At 34.7% G+C, this 14,546-nt stretch carries 14 protein-coding genes; 9 read left to right on the top strand and 5 right to left on the bottom strand.

Going from position 1 to position 14,546, the window contains the following annotated elements:
* The 3 genes from LJE11_RS02705 to LJE11_RS02695 all read left to right on the top strand — a co-directional run bounded on the left by LJE11_RS02705 (position 1) and on the right by LJE11_RS02695 (position 4,012).
* Positions 1-1,869 carry an alpha/beta hydrolase family protein gene (locus LJE11_RS02705; protein WP_227295488.1) on the top strand — a complete coding sequence of 623 codons (1,869 nt, stop codon included), beginning with the start codon at positions 1-3 and terminating at the stop codon, positions 1,867-1,869.
* A gap of 97 nt (positions 1,870-1,966) precedes the next feature.
* Entirely contained in the window at positions 1,967-3,565 is a 1,599-nt protein-coding gene (locus LJE11_RS02700) for an ABC transporter ATP-binding protein (RefSeq protein ID WP_227295486.1), read from the top strand.
* Between the two features lie 120 nt (positions 3,566-3,685).
* The gene (locus tag LJE11_RS02695) at positions 3,686-4,012 is read left to right on the top strand and encodes a GntR family transcriptional regulator (protein WP_227295484.1); all 327 of its coding nucleotides are present in this window, start codon (positions 3,686-3,688) and stop codon (positions 4,010-4,012) included.
* A gap of 78 nt (positions 4,013-4,090) precedes the next feature.
* On the opposite strand, the gene LJE11_RS02690 is transcribed toward LJE11_RS02695, so the two are convergent.
* From LJE11_RS02690 to LJE11_RS02670, 5 genes are all read right to left on the bottom strand, one after another.
* Positions 4,091-5,020 (bottom strand): RNA-binding protein, encoded by a 930-nt coding sequence (locus LJE11_RS02690; RefSeq protein WP_227295482.1) that lies wholly within the window; start codon positions 5,018-5,020, stop codon positions 4,091-4,093.
* Positions 5,021-5,045: 25 nt separating this feature from the next.
* Positions 5,046-7,052 carry a VirD4-like conjugal transfer protein, CD1115 family gene (locus LJE11_RS02685; protein ID WP_227295480.1) on the bottom strand — a complete coding sequence of 669 codons (2,007 nt, stop codon included), beginning with the start codon at positions 7,050-7,052 and terminating at the stop codon, positions 5,046-5,048.
* Entirely contained in the window at positions 7,042-8,148 is a 1,107-nt protein-coding gene (locus LJE11_RS02680; RefSeq protein WP_227295478.1) for a hypothetical protein, read from the bottom strand. The genes LJE11_RS02685 and LJE11_RS02680 overlap by 11 nt, the downstream gene beginning before the upstream one ends.
* 139 nt (positions 8,149-8,287) lie before the next feature.
* Positions 8,288-8,953: a DUF6100 family protein gene (locus LJE11_RS02675; RefSeq protein WP_187306279.1), complete on the bottom strand. Its 666-nt coding sequence runs from the start codon at positions 8,951-8,953 to the stop codon at positions 8,288-8,290.
* Positions 8,954-8,960: 7 nt separating this feature from the next.
* Positions 8,961-9,491 carry a DUF5697 family protein gene (locus LJE11_RS02670; protein WP_092073373.1) on the bottom strand — a complete coding sequence of 177 codons (531 nt, stop codon included), beginning with the start codon at positions 9,489-9,491 and terminating at the stop codon, positions 8,961-8,963.
* Positions 9,492-9,963: 472 nt separating this feature from the next.
* On the opposite strand from LJE11_RS02670, the gene LJE11_RS02665 reads away from it, so the two are divergent.
* The 6 genes from LJE11_RS02665 (at position 9,964) to LJE11_RS02640 (ending at position 14,540) form a co-directional block, all read left to right on the top strand.
* Positions 9,964-10,104: a hypothetical protein gene (locus LJE11_RS02665; protein ID WP_156331270.1), complete on the top strand. Its 141-nt coding sequence runs from the start codon at positions 9,964-9,966 to the stop codon at positions 10,102-10,104.
* Positions 10,105-10,166: 62 nt separating this feature from the next.
* Positions 10,167-10,445: a hypothetical protein gene (locus tag LJE11_RS02660; protein WP_025579355.1), complete on the top strand. Its 279-nt coding sequence runs from the start codon at positions 10,167-10,169 to the stop codon at positions 10,443-10,445.
* Positions 10,446-10,453: 8 nt separating this feature from the next.
* Positions 10,454-11,728, top strand: a complete 1,275-nt coding sequence (locus LJE11_RS02655) for a B12-binding domain-containing radical SAM protein (RefSeq protein ID WP_025579356.1) — start codon at positions 10,454-10,456, stop codon at positions 11,726-11,728.
* Between the two features lie 11 nt (positions 11,729-11,739).
* Positions 11,740-11,919: a hypothetical protein gene (locus tag LJE11_RS02650; protein ID WP_025579357.1), complete on the top strand. Its 180-nt coding sequence runs from the start codon at positions 11,740-11,742 to the stop codon at positions 11,917-11,919.
* Between the two features lie 5 nt (positions 11,920-11,924).
* Positions 11,925-13,265 (top strand): PqqD family peptide modification chaperone, encoded by a 1,341-nt coding sequence (locus LJE11_RS02645; protein ID WP_227295476.1) that lies wholly within the window; start codon positions 11,925-11,927, stop codon positions 13,263-13,265.
* Between the two features lie 39 nt (positions 13,266-13,304).
* A complete protein-coding gene (locus LJE11_RS02640; protein ID WP_227295474.1) occupies positions 13,305-14,540 on the top strand; it encodes a radical SAM/SPASM domain-containing protein in 1,236 nt (411 codons plus the stop codon).
* Positions 14,541-14,546: the final 6 nt, after the last annotated feature.

Raw genomic sequence — 14,546 nt, 5'->3', positions numbered from 1 at the left:
ATGAAAGCAATGTCATTTGAAGACTTATGCCAGGGAAATTCGATTAGGGGAGTTAAAATAAGTCCGGATGGTAAATTGATAAGTTTTATTAAAAAGGACGTAGATGGAGAACAACTAGTCTTTTTTAGTTGTGATTCTTTAAACAGAAAGAAATTTATTTGTAAAAGAAAATTTACAAATATTGTAGGATATTTATGGTCTTATTCCACTAAATATATACTCTTGATAAGTGATCCTCTTAATAATGGTATGTGGAATATACATAGGTATAATGTATACGAAAATAAAATTGATAAAGAAATTAATATAGACAATTGTCAAGTGAAAATATATGGAATTGATAAAAAAGTAGACAGTGCAGTTTTAGGTATTAACCGCCGAAACCCACAATTTTTTGATATTTATCGATTAGATATAGAGAATTGGAAAATGGAATTAGTATATAAAAATGATTCGTATTTTAGACTAATATTTGATTCTAAGCATAGAGTAAGATTGGGGTGTAAAATGAATACGGATGGCTCTTATTATATAGATAACATAGAAAAAAAGGTAACTATGACTAAAATTGATACGAATGATTTTTTTGGAACATTTCCATTATGTATTACTTCTGATAATCAGCTATTATTGAGAGATTCAAGAAATAGAGATAAGAGTGTCATTAGTAAAATGAATTTAGATAATTGTAAAACGAATATTTTAGCTTTTTCAAATAGGGTTGATGTAGATGAATCATTTATTGATCCTGTATCTGGAGATATTGCCGCAGTAGCATTTTACTATAAACGGAAATTTTGGAAGTGTTTTAATAATGAAACAGAAAGTGTTTTTAAACTTTTACAATCTTTCAATGCTGGAGATATGAGCATAGTAAGCACGAGTAGTGATGGGAATAGGTGGATAGTAGAGTATAGTAATTCTGATTACCCATTACAATATGTTTTATTTGAAAAAAAAGAAGAAAAAATAACACTGTTACTTAATGAACATAGGGATGAAAATAAAGACTTGTATGTGAAAAAACAGGCAATAGTAACGGAAAATTCCTATGAGGACAAAATACTGTGTTATTTAATGGAACCAAAAACTTATCAAAACAAAGGGCTTATTGTATTTTTGCATGGTGGTCCATGGCAAAGAGATACTTGTAAATTTATATATTTGCACCAATGGTTGGTTAGTAAAGGTTTTTATGTTTTAACGATAAACTATAGAGGATCTCAGGGATTTGGTAAAACTTTTTTAAATGCAGCTGCAAGAGATTGTGTAAAGGTTTTGAATGAAGATATTGTTGCATCAACAAGTAATATTATAAAGGAAAAGAGACTAGATATAAAGAATATTGCGATCATGGGAAACTCGTTTGGTGGATATCTGGCACAACTAGGAATTACAGAACGTCCAGATTTTTTTACTTGTGGGATATCTATAGGAGGTGTATCTAATTTAGGAGAAGGCCTAAAATCATATCCGGTATATAAAGGATTTCAAAAAGATATATTTAAAATTTATATAAGTAGTGATGATTCAGAGAAAGTATGTGAACAGTCACCTGTTTTTAAAATAAATTGCAATACGTCCTCTTTGTTGCTTATACATGGCATTAATGATCCAATAGTGAACTATAGAGAAAGTGTTGAAATGATACAAAAGATGATGACAAAAGATGTAAATGTATTAGGAGTATTGTTCTCAGGTGAAGGACATTCAGTGAAAAAAATAGAAAATAAGATTTGTTTATATACAATATTGGATAAATTTTTATCCTATTTTTTATTACAGAGTTATCATAGCAGAAAAATGGAGATCAAAAATGAGAATATAATAATATACGGAAATTTGAAGGACATATTGTTTATCCGTTAATCATATTTTCTCGTAAAGTATATATGCGTTAAAATAAAGAAAATATAATTTAATTCTAATATATATTTAGAATTATTTTGAGAATGGAGAAGTATTTATGAAAAATTACACATTTTTATTAAAATATATCAAGAAACTTAAAGGGAAAATTATTCTTGCATTTGTATGTACACTTTTATCTTCGCTTGCAACAATATTGCCACCTTATATATCTAAAATTATTTTAGATGAAGGGATTTATAAAAATAAAGTGAATATTATAGTTTCTTTTTCGATAATTTTAGTTATCATATATATCTTGAGTTTTGGCATTAAATATGCACTTGGTGTGATACTTAGTTATGCTAGCAGTACGTTCATAAGTGAACTAAAAAAGGGGCTCTTTGAAAGAATATTACAAATGCCAATGCCATATTTTGATAAGCAACAAAATGGATACATTACGGAACGAATAAGAGAGGTGGATAGTATAAATGTGATTTTTTCGCCTATATTTGTTCAGTTTTTAGTAAGTTGTATTTCTTTCATTGGTGCTATATCTATTGTATTTACAATGGAAAAGAAATTGTTATTTGTGATATTGGGGATAGCTCCATTTTTTTTCTTTATGACTCGATATACAAGTAAAAATTTAAGGAGTGCTTCAAAGGCATTATTGGAAGCAACTGCTCAAACATCTGGTAAAATGCAAGAAAACATTGGGGGAATTGCAGAAGTTAAAAGTTTAAATATAGAGAAAAAAAGAATTTTAGAAGTGAATAAGCAAATTAGTGAAGTGGCGAAAAAAACTGCAAAAAAAGGCAAACTTTTAAGTTTAGGGTCAGAGGGGGTTCAAGCACTAACTAATATTTCCTCGGTTATTTTATTACTTGTAGCTGGAATATTAATAATTGGAGATACTTTAACTATTGGAGAGTATCTTGCAATTTCACAGTATGCTGCAATTATATTTATGCCAATTCAACTATTTTCAAATTTTAATATGATGATACAGCCAGCTATAGCAGCATTGAAAAGAGTAGCACTTTTATTTACGGTGGAAACTGAGAGCAATATAGGAACAGAGATGACTGGAAGAATTAAGAAAATAGAGTTTAAGGATGTCACATTTTCTTATGATAATAAGAAAAATGTATTTGCCAATAAAACATTTACTATTGGTGATAAAGAAAAAATTGCTCTTGTTGGAGCAAATGGTAGCGGAAAATCTACTATAATAAAATTAATATTGAAATTATATCAAGTAAATAGAGGGGCAATTTTCATAAATGATATTGATATAAATGAAATCGATGCATCATCATTAAGAAGAAGAATAGGAATAGTTTCACAGAATATTTTTCTGTTTTCAGGTAGTTTGAGAGAAAATTTAAAATTGGTTAGAGAAAAGACAACAGACTTGGAAATAAAGGAAGCTCTTTCAAAAAGTGGGTGGGACGAAATAAATTTAGATATGTATATTTCTGAAGGTGGAAAAAATTTGTCAGGTGGGCAAAAACAAAAAATAGCGATAGCTCGAATGTTAATATTAAATGCAGATGTTTTAATATTTGATGAGGCTACAGCTAATCTAGATATAGAATCAAAGGCAATAATAGAGAATGCAATTAAATATGCTTTTAAAGAAAAAACGTGCATATTTATTACACATGACACGGAATTACTTCAATATATGGAGCGGACTATACAACTATAGAGTTATTGAACTGTATTTTTAAATATCATTGAGATAATTTTGGACTATATGAGTTAATCTATTGATGAGTGATATAATATTACAAAATGTTTAAGTACACCTGAAAGAATGAGGAAAAATATGAGAAAAGATATTATCATTTCAGAACGTTTGCATTGTGGAGTTTCAGATGAAATATTTTCGCAAATATGTAAAGGAAATTATAGAACCGGAAGTATACTCCCATCGATAATGAGATTATCCAGAGAGTTTGGAACGAGCCCAGAAACAATCCGTAAAGCACTAAATATTCTTGTTAAGAATAATGTATTAATTAAGTCTAAAAATGCATTTTTTATAACAAATGATCTACAGATTATTGAAAAGTATAAAGAAATTTATATTAGAAAATATAAAAATAGGTATTTAAATGCTATGGAAAAGTTGGGGATTGTAGTTGGTGAATAAAGTATTTTTTTGTTGATAAGTGAGAATGGGGAGCACTTTTTTTTGAGAGGAGTACTCCCCTATTAACAGTATAGGTAATTAAATGTTTTGCTTAATAATCCGAGTGATAATTCCCACTGCAACATTCCGATCTTCGTCAATATGTGTTACGACAAAGGACACCTTATCTTTCTTCCCAACGGTGCGGTTGTCGTAGCAACTGTGAGCAATGGCGTTGACGCCCAGTTCTAACCGGACGAAAACAGTCCCTTTGTGGATGTCTTCCACCGTTCCGGCATATTTTCCCTGTACCCGACAATTTTTCAGATTTTCTTTGCTGGTGTTGCCTTCCACGCTTTTCACATCTGCATGGATGGAGAGCGTTTCCGGGGAATCTCCCTGGATAGTTAAGATCCGGACCAGAATATGTTCCCCTACCTGGAAGCGTTCCCTGGCATCACCCAGCCAGTCAAAAGACAGATCTCTTGCAAGGATGGAAGTTTCTACACCAAAGATTTCTGCCCGGACTACTTTTTCAGCAACGGCAATGACTCTGGCTTGCACAATACGGTCTTCATGGATTTTAGTCTGTCCGGAAGAGTCCTGATCAAAATAGAAGGTCTGGCGTTTCTTCAGCATAGCATCTTTCCGGCTGGCAACAATGCTTCTGGATTTGGTATCCAGACCTTTGATTACAAAGTCGATTTCACAGCCAAGCATATTATTAAGTACTTTGTTCTGTCTAAGAGAGAGATCTCCGTAATCATGAGTTTCATCCTGGATCAGATTGATCATCATTTCCGAGATAGGGATGACTGCCCGATAATCTTTATAGTAAATAATTGCTATTAAGCTGCCGGCTTCGGTCTTTTCAATACCGCCCAGAATGCCGGTGAGAATTTTCCGGGTACGATAGGCATTTTGGATGTCATGCCAGATTAAATCCGCTTTTGATTGAGCAGTTTCTAATACAGTATCGGAGTCAAGGGTTAAAATAGGGGTGTTCAGGTTCATTGTTTCGTTTGCCATAAATGTTATCTCCTTTCAAAATGTGTTATGACATGATGGAATCTTTATCTAAAGGAACCATGCCAGAGTCGGGGGAATCTTCTATAAAATTTTCCTGAAGTAAATCCTCCATAAAATCATCGGGAGTAGGTTCCTGATAAACGGGTTCGGATGTAAAATGTGGTTTCTGTTTTGCTATTGACGCAGAAGATGAACGGCGTTTCCTTTTGGCAGATTCGAATGAGGGCTGTGGTCGATAATCTGTTTCTTCCGAGGAACCATTTTTGCGCCATTCAGGTATGTGTTCCGATGCTTTTCTTGGTGTCAGCTTTTTGGCATCTGGATGTAGGGTATAATCGTACTTTTCTACTTTTAGGACTTTTTGCCCACGTAGGATAACCAAGGCAGTATCAAGTGGGAGCCGCAAGATTTCATCTGGTGTTAAGAGTTTTCGTTTGCCGATAGATTTTGTTTGCCGGTATTCCGGTGTATAGTCGGATACCCGCCAACTATTGAGCTGCTTGGCTTCGCTGCTTACCCCTACGGTTACATCGCCGCTGCGGTTACTGATAAAGGTAGCAGTAACTTCATCTGTGCAGCCCAAAAAGAGCTGAGTGTCACAGTTGCCGATAATTTCCTGCCATTGGTTATAAGGATAGCGGTTCTGCATCTGGGGTAAATTCTGAAAGATGCAGGAAATGCTGAGATTCCGGCTTCGGATTACACTGATTTTCTTATTCAATTCCAGGATAGCTCCGGTGTTGGCAAGCTCATCAGCCAGTATATGTACAGCAACAGGAAGTTTTCCTTCTTCTCCATATTTATCTGCATAACGGACCAGTTTGATGAAGATGAAGGTCATAAACAGGGAAGATAAAAAATCGAAGGTGCTGTCCTGGTCTGAGGTAATGCAAAAGTAAGCACATTTCTGTTTCCCTGGAAGTGTCAGATCAATCTCATCATAAGAGGTAATCTGCCGAATGAGTTTATTTTGAAATACCTGAAGTCTGGCACCCAATCCGATAATAACTCCGCTTCGCACGGTATCACTGGCTTGTTTATAGATGCAGTAAGGAACTTTTGCTGGATGGGACACTGGGAGCAGATCAAAAAGACTGTTCAGCTCCTTTTCGGAACTCATGGTCAGCAGCTTATAAACCTGTCCGATATTTCTGGCTTCCGGCGGAAATCCCTGATCCACATAGAGAACCAGGGCTTTTAGCAGGTTCATCTCCGCATTATCCCAGAAATGATCTCCTTTTCCGGAACCTGTATTCTGGATAATGACATCTGCAAATACTTGAGCCATCGTTTCCTGTCCATTGATTTCACCCAGACAATTCCAACTATCGGAGTTTTCCGGATTGACCAGATTAAATGCTTTTACTACATAGCCTTCGTTTTCCAGATAAACAGACATGCTTTCATAGAGTTCGCTTTTTGGATCGGTAATGATTAAACTTTCCCCGGAAGCGTTGTTGCCTTCCTGCCCTCTGGCGACACACTGGAAAATCATATTTCTTGCAAATGCTCTGGATTTCATGGAACCGCTGGCACCATACACGGCGATATTTTTATTCATTCGTGTTTGATATGGAAGACATACGGCTTTGCCATTCAATTTGCCTAAAATGGTTCCTTTATTTTTCTTTACATCTCCGGTCAGTTCCAAAACTTTCATCATTTCATCTGGAGTCATGAATCCGGATGTACCGTAGGTTCCTTTTGTAGAGTAATTTAAGTTCCGTTCATGGTCACTAATCTCCCCGTTTCTGTCATATCCCATACGCATAAGTAAAAAAGTAAGAAGCCCAAAGAGAACCAGGCAAAGAAAAATCCCATACAAATTGTATGGGAAATCGGTAAGGGCAGTATGAAAGCAGACCAATGGGTGTAAAGAAGCTGCTTGCGGATAGGTTCCGTTGCCGGCAAAGTTTCCGGCAGAAGTCCATTCCTGATAGTTTTTAATAAATTGTGCTGCGTATCCTCCGGCATACAGAGTGCAGACGCTTATGGGAAGCAAAAACAGGAACTTCCACCATTTACGGTTCATTGAAAAACCTCCTTTTAAACTTTTGAAAATCAATGCTGGAGAAGTGTATATCTGCAGTCAGGTATTTTTTCAGGCAGGGAAGCTGAAAGTCAAAGCAAATCAGGTTCCCGGATAGCCCATATACATTTAATCCAGTATTGAAGCGGTTGATACGCTGCATGTCAAAATCATACGCAAGCAAAATAGGCTTTTCCTGGCTGTCTATTCCATCATGTTCAATTGGCAGATCCTCACGCTGGGGAAAACAGTCGGACAGTAGTAGCTGATTGAGCTGCATCATACGCTGGGGTTGTACCAATAAACGGAGCAGGTATTCTCCGTAGCTGTTATTGGGCAGGAAATAAAAGTGTTCATACGCAGTATCTAGCATGAACAGTGTTTTTTTGTATCCCCCGGTACTGGTAAGGAGCCGGAAAGCCATATCCATATCACTGCCGGTCATGATGGCATAAACGGTAGGCGGACCATGGTAAGGAAGTCCTTGAAGATAGTGCTGCAAAAAAGCATTGAGTCGGACTTCCGTTTTGTATTCCCATTTTAGAAGTGTATTTCCGGTATTATAAACAGCATAGACACAGTGAGGAGCCATCAGGATTCCCATACAACGGGAATTTTTGATTTTTGTAGTGGCTGCTCCAAGAGTTTTTATTTCCCTGGAAGAGTAAAACAGAGGAAGGCTTCGCACAGGAAACGTAGCCGCTTCGCCGGATTCAGAAAAAAGCAGGGGCTTTTCATCTGGAAAGAATGGGATTCCGGTATGAGAAAGCGTCAAATAGGTTTCTGCTTTTTGATGAAGCCGCAGCCGTCTTGGTAATTCGCTACGTATGAGGTTGGTTTCTGCATTTCCGGTTAAATAGTTTTGAAAACGACAGGAATTTTGCGAAAGCAGCAGTTCTTTTGCCCGTTTGGTAAGGCGATAACCTCGTAGGCCATCTTTATAGTGTGTTCTTATAAGCTTACTCTGCTTTAAATCTGTAACCACCTTCTCTGCATAGGAATCACTCTCAATCAATCTGTTAAGCTGTCCGGAAGGGAATTCCCCACATAGTCCAACCATTTCCAAAAGCTGATATTTTATAGAATCGGTTTTTATCAAATAAGCATCACCTCAGTTCGATTTTTACCTATGACAGCCTATACTTGGGTAAAGTAAGGGCGGTATTAAGCATAAAAAATGCAAAGAATATGGCTTCTTTGCAGAAAAATTACCTATATCGGAAAAAGAAAGAAAAATATCAGGAAATTTCCGATATGGTTTTGATAGACGATTTTCTATTTTTTAGCCAGTCAGGGAAGGTTTCCGGTTCCATTACAAAGATAACGGTGTGATCGTAATTCCCCAGTTCCGTAGTGTGATAGGAGTCGCAAAAGAGTCCCGTATCATCAACCAGAACATAGGAAGCGATGGTATCTAAAATCTGTTTGAACTCCAAATTATCGTAATCACGTATCCGTTGTAAAGAAAGGCTCTGGTCATAAATTTGACTGAAACAGACCACACATCTTTTATATAACGGAATAGAATGTTCTGTCACATAAGTCTGCAAGGCAAGGTTTAATGGCTCATGTAGAAAAGCGGTGTTGGTTCGCAATTTACGTTTGGGCAGTAGTCCTGGCATGGTAATGGAAAGAACACTATTTGAAAAAGAGATTTTGATTCCCTGCACAGCCGCAGCCTGTTTCAGATAGTCTTTCTTTCCAGTATCAGTTGTGGTATATACCAGATTTCTGAGCTGGCAGGCAATCCTTTCAGAACGCAAGGCAGCACTGATACTCAGCTCTTCGTATTTGTCGGCATACGCTTGAATATCTGTTGTTTTCAATGCAAAAATAGTGTTGTGAAGTTTTTGGACTTCATCATCAATGCTCTGTAAACGGTCAAAAACAGTTTTGGTGTTCATACATACCTCATTTCTTTGCATAATAGCTGACAGATCCGGTAGAGGAGTCTACAAGGCAAAAGGCAATCACACCTGTGATATGGATTTTTGAAGCCTGTTCTTCCGATTCTAATACAACCAGCCGTTTCGCATCGCTTTTTGTCTGGCTTTCCATGACATGATTGATAAGATATTCCTGCTCCTGGGGGACATAGAGGACTTCATACCATTCATCTTTAGAGAAAAAGTTCAATTTCACAGGAAATTCACCGTCAGTATGGTACACAATGGCGTTTTTGAAGTCCAAAAGCACCCAAAAAGATGCAATCATTCCATAATCAGGATTGTTTGCAGATTCCTGGCTGTCGCAGAGAAGCCCGTTCTCCTTATCATAGATAATGCGTTTTTGTTTTACCAGACTGGTGATCAGAGACTTGATAGACTCTCTGTTTTTGGAAAAGAGCCGTAAGATCTGTTCATATTGCAGCGAATGGTAAGTTGTAATGAACCGGAGCAGTTGGGCACCTTCCCCTTGATAGATTTCATTTCTTGTTTTCATGGTAATCTCCCTTCATTATATAATAGGAAGTTTTACCTACACTGTACGCACAGAATACGTTTTTATTTTAGGGGAAGTACGCTGTACGTACTGTGTAAGTATTGGCTACTGTCAGCGAAAGGTTTACGGGTACAAAAAAAGCACCGATTAAGGTGCCAGAAAAAATAGGAATACTATAAGCAATATCAATTGTAACATGGGTAAAATTACCCTTCAATCGCAGAAGTGTGCCAATGTAGTGACACAATTATGTTGCAATGAATGACTATGAAAATATATTTCATCAAAATAATTCATACAGATTATTTTATAATAATTGAAATTAATCAGCCATGTGTTGCCTATGTCCAAAGAGATAAAAAAAAGTGCAAAAAAAACAATAAATATGGTTGTAAATGCTATGACATGGTATAAAGAATGTACTAATACATAAAAAAGTATTGGAAAGACAAAATGTGAAGGAGGTGACAAAATGAGTGTATATGAAACACCAAAAAGCGAAGGCGTAGAGCAGAAAAAACGTGTTGATTTAGGCTGTGGAGTAAACTGTGATTGGGGCTTCGGAGCAGGCATAGCGATTGCAATGATTGGTCCATTACCAGGACCAACGTAATGGTGAGAAAGCGTTTCTCAGAAAAGAGAAACGCTTTTTTAGAATTATACATTCATTAAAATATGATTAAACGAGAAGACATATTACATAAAACAACTTATGTTTGGAAAGAAAATGAAAAATATACCAGTATCATAAAAAATGATGGCAGTAGGGTGATTTTAAATAAAAAAGATTCTGATATCTGGAAAATAATCAATGACGATGATACCGTGGATGATATTATCCGTCATATGAAGGATACAATGAGTGCTAATCAGGTTGAAGACAGGTTAGAGGAATTTATTAAAATTGGTATTATAACTAACGAAGATATGTTTTGGGGGGATGACTTATTATAAAAAAGATTATGCTTATTATGCCAAACAGTAATAAGAATAAGCAGGTGGGATATTCAGAGAAGATGACAATGCCTCCTCTAGGTCTAATTTCCATTGGAGGATATCTTAAAATGCACGGTTATATGGTAGAAATACTTGATTTATTTACAAATCATATAAGGAAACAGGAATTTATAGATAAAATAAAAAATGCACATCCGGATATGATAGGAATAAGTGCATATACAGAAAATATTAATGCGGTTATCCATTTAACAAAGATAATTAAATCGGTGTTGCCAAAAATAATTATTGTTTTAGGTGGAGCACATGTGACTTTTTTGCCGGAAGAAGCTTTGCATCATAATACAGTTGATTATGTGTGCCGTGGAGAAGGAGAAATGACTTTTGTACAACTATTGGAGTGCCTTAATTATCATACGATTGATTTGTCAGAAGTGAAAGGAATTTCATATCGTGTAGGACAGGAGATTATACATAATGCAGATCGAGGATATATTGAAAATCTGGATAATTTACCGTGGGCAGAACTCGATGAAATTGAAATGCGAAGCTATGATATTAAGCAATTGATTATTACAAGTAGAGGATGTCCAGGAAAGTGTATCTATTGTGCTTCAGCTGCTCTATCGGGAACACGTTATAGAAATCGAAGCGCTCAAAATGTATTCAGTGAAATACATTATAAATATAGTATAAAAGGAGAGAAATACTTTGCTTTTTTGGATGATACTTTTACAGCAAATAAGAAGCGATTGTATCAGTTTTGTGATTATCTAAAGCAAGCCAATATGAATATAATATGGCGTTGTGATTCGAGGACAGATATTTTATCAAAGGAAATGATTGATAAAATGCAGGAAGTAGGGTGTACATCCGTACATATAGGTATAGAAAGCGGATCTCAAGATGTTATTAACAAAATTAATAAACATATAAGTTTAGAAAGGTCTGAAGAATTACTTGCATATATGTCGCAAAAAGGGCTTCAAGTAATGTGTTCTTTTATCATAGGGCATCATTGCGATACACATGAGACAATAAAAGAAACAATAGATATGGCACTGAAATTTCGTAAAAAGTATAAAGCAACTGTAGGTATAAGCATCAATACCCCTTTCCCAGGCACATATCTATATAATCATATGAAGGATTTAGGAATTAATTTGGAAATCAAAAATTGGTCTTCATTCGATTTAGTTCAGGCTGTATTTAGTACACCTAATATTACAAGAGCTGAGTTGCAAAATTATTATTATGAAATTCAATCAATGGTGATTTAGAGGAGGAAATTATGGAACGAATTGTTGTAGAATTAAAGGGAAATTTAACTTTCTGTGGAGTGGATAAAGGTGAGATATGTATTGAAGGTGAAAATGGAATATTGGTAGAAACAGATACAAAAAGCGGATTAAAAGTTTGGTGTCCAATAAAATCAATTGTTAAAAAGCATGAAATTAGAATAGAGGAGTGAGAGGAATGAAAATTTCATTAAATAAAAACGTTATTATAAAAGACTATGAAACCAAAGGGCTATTAATCGATGTAGAAAGAGCGGATTACAGGAAAGTCAACAGTTCTGGTCTCACCATTTCTAAATTTTTAAATAAGTATGGCGAAATATCAGTGGAAGAGTTACTTCTAAAATTATCGGATTTATATGAACTTCCTGAAGAAGTGTTTGGAGAGGAGGTTCAACAGTTTTTGGATGATATGATCGAAAAAGGTTTTTTTGTTAAAGATGGTGATTATTCTAGAATAGAAACAGAGGAAACCATTTGTCACCAGACGTCTAATGGGATTTGGATTAAAGTGACTAATAGATGTAATTTGAGATGTAGCTATTGCTATGCGGATTCTGGAGAAGGAGAAGCTAACGAATTAACGATAGAAGAAATAGAGAATCTTCTTATAGAATTAAAACCGAAAAATTATAATAAAATAGTCATTACCGGTGGAGATCCTTTGATGAGGAAAGATATAGTTGAAATTTTAAAAACTTGTAAAAAGTATGGAAAAGTTCAAATTTTAACAAATGGAACTATTGGAAATGCAGAATTATATAGAGAAATTATGGAGATAGTAGATGTAATTCAAATTTCTTTAGACTCTTATGAAGAAATACATCATGATAAAAATAGAGGAAAGGGAAGTTTTGTGCGCGCTGTAAATACGGTAAAAACTCTAACACACATTAATAACAAAAAAGTGATAGTTGCAATGACACCAACTCCAGATTATATGCCGGATATCGTTGAAATGATAAAATTTTGTCTAAATATGAATGTTAGACAATTACATATCAATAGATTTGTTCCCTATGGTCGAGCTAAAACTTTTGAAAATAAATTAAATATGGAGCAGTTTTATAAATGGGTGGATAGAGGATATGATTTTTTGCGAAATATCTATATTAACTATTATAAACAAAATAAGGAATTTATATTTAATATAGATGTTTCGAATGATTTATGTAATCAAGTATACTCAAAAGGAAGAAAAACATCATGCGGTGTTAATTGCAACCAGATTAGTATTGATAGTAATGGTAACGTATATTTGTGTCCTTCCTTACACATTGAAGAATTTGAACTGGGTAATATAAGAACAGATAATATTACTGAGATTATGGAAAAAAGTAAACAAAAATATGGAGAAATAGATGTCGAAATGTTATCTAAGTGTAAGAACTGTGAGATTAAATATTATTGTGGCGGAGGATGTAGAGCAATCGCATTTAATGAAACAGGCGACTTATATGGACAGGAGAGAAATTGTGACAATTACAGGAACAGAGTGTTTGATTTAATGCTGCAGTGATAAAGCCACACAGAAACGAAGCGGAGAGTGATCTGAAAAATGGAAAATATATATGGCTTTGCAGAACAATTATCTATAAAGAAGAGAATAGATAATAAGATAGTGATAAGTGGTTTAAATAATGGCAATTGGGTGCTAAGTCAAATTGAATCTATAGTCTTGCAGGAGTTTAATGGCGGTAGAGATTTAGAGGAGATTCTAGCAATACTTCCGGGCAGGGAAGTGAGCATTATAAAAATTTACGAGAATTTTATTGATAAAGGAATTTTAGTTAAGAACTCTGCTAGAAAAATTGATTTGTCAGCTAAATGGACTTTGGATGAAGTATTTTTTGAATTGACAAAACAATGCAATTTAAGATGTCATCACTGTTATATACCAAAGGAGATTGAGAAAAAGGAGCTAGGATTAGAAAAGTGGTTTCAGATTGTTGATTCCTGTAAAGATTTAGGAGTAGGTTTAATAAAATTAACTGGTGGAGAAGCAATGCTGCATCCCCATTTTTGGGATATAGTTAAATATATTAATAAAAATGGGATATCAATGCGTTTATATACGAATGGTTCTTGCTTGAATAAAAAAACAGTGGAGAATTTGAAAACAGTGGGAATTTCAGAGATTCAGATTAGTTTAGATGGTGGAACTGAAGAAACGCATGATACATTTCGCAATGCTCCTGGTAATTATAAACATATTTTAAGAACACTTCCTATTTTGAGCCGATTTGAAATAAGAGTGATTTTATCATTTACAGTAACAGATTACAATGTAAACGAAATTAATCTCTTTATACGAGAAGCAAGGCAGTTTCCTAATGTGAAAATTGTAATTAGTCCATATATTAACTATCATCAGACTTATCAAGGAGATAGATTTGTAGATGTTAGCGAAGAAACAGTAGAAAAGCTAAAAGAATGTTTTGAGAACAATAAGAATATTTGGTCAGATAAAATCAAATATTCTTTGTCATTTTCCAATCGTTTTATAGGTTATTGTGGGTTTGGAATTTATAGTTTATACATAGATTCTTTTGGTAAGATTATTTTATGCCCATTATTGGGAAATATACAACTTGGAACTATAACGGATGGAATAGAAAATATCTGGGAAAATAGTAAAATATTAATGGAATATAGAAGTCATACAATAGCAGATATAGAAAAGTGTAATACTTGTAAAAATGTAAATGTATGTAAAGGCGGTTGTAGGGCAAGGGCATATTTTATTAATGGTTCGATACTGGCTTGTGATCCGGTCAGTTGCAAAATGTATTAGGAGTTA

Source organism: Blautia sp. DFI.1.216, from assembly GCF_020594215.1.
GTDB lineage: Bacteria > Bacillota > Clostridia > Lachnospirales > Lachnospiraceae > Blautia_A > Blautia_A wexlerae.
Note: the sequence above shows the minus strand (reverse complement) of the source record. Positions and strands in the feature narration are given on the sequence as shown.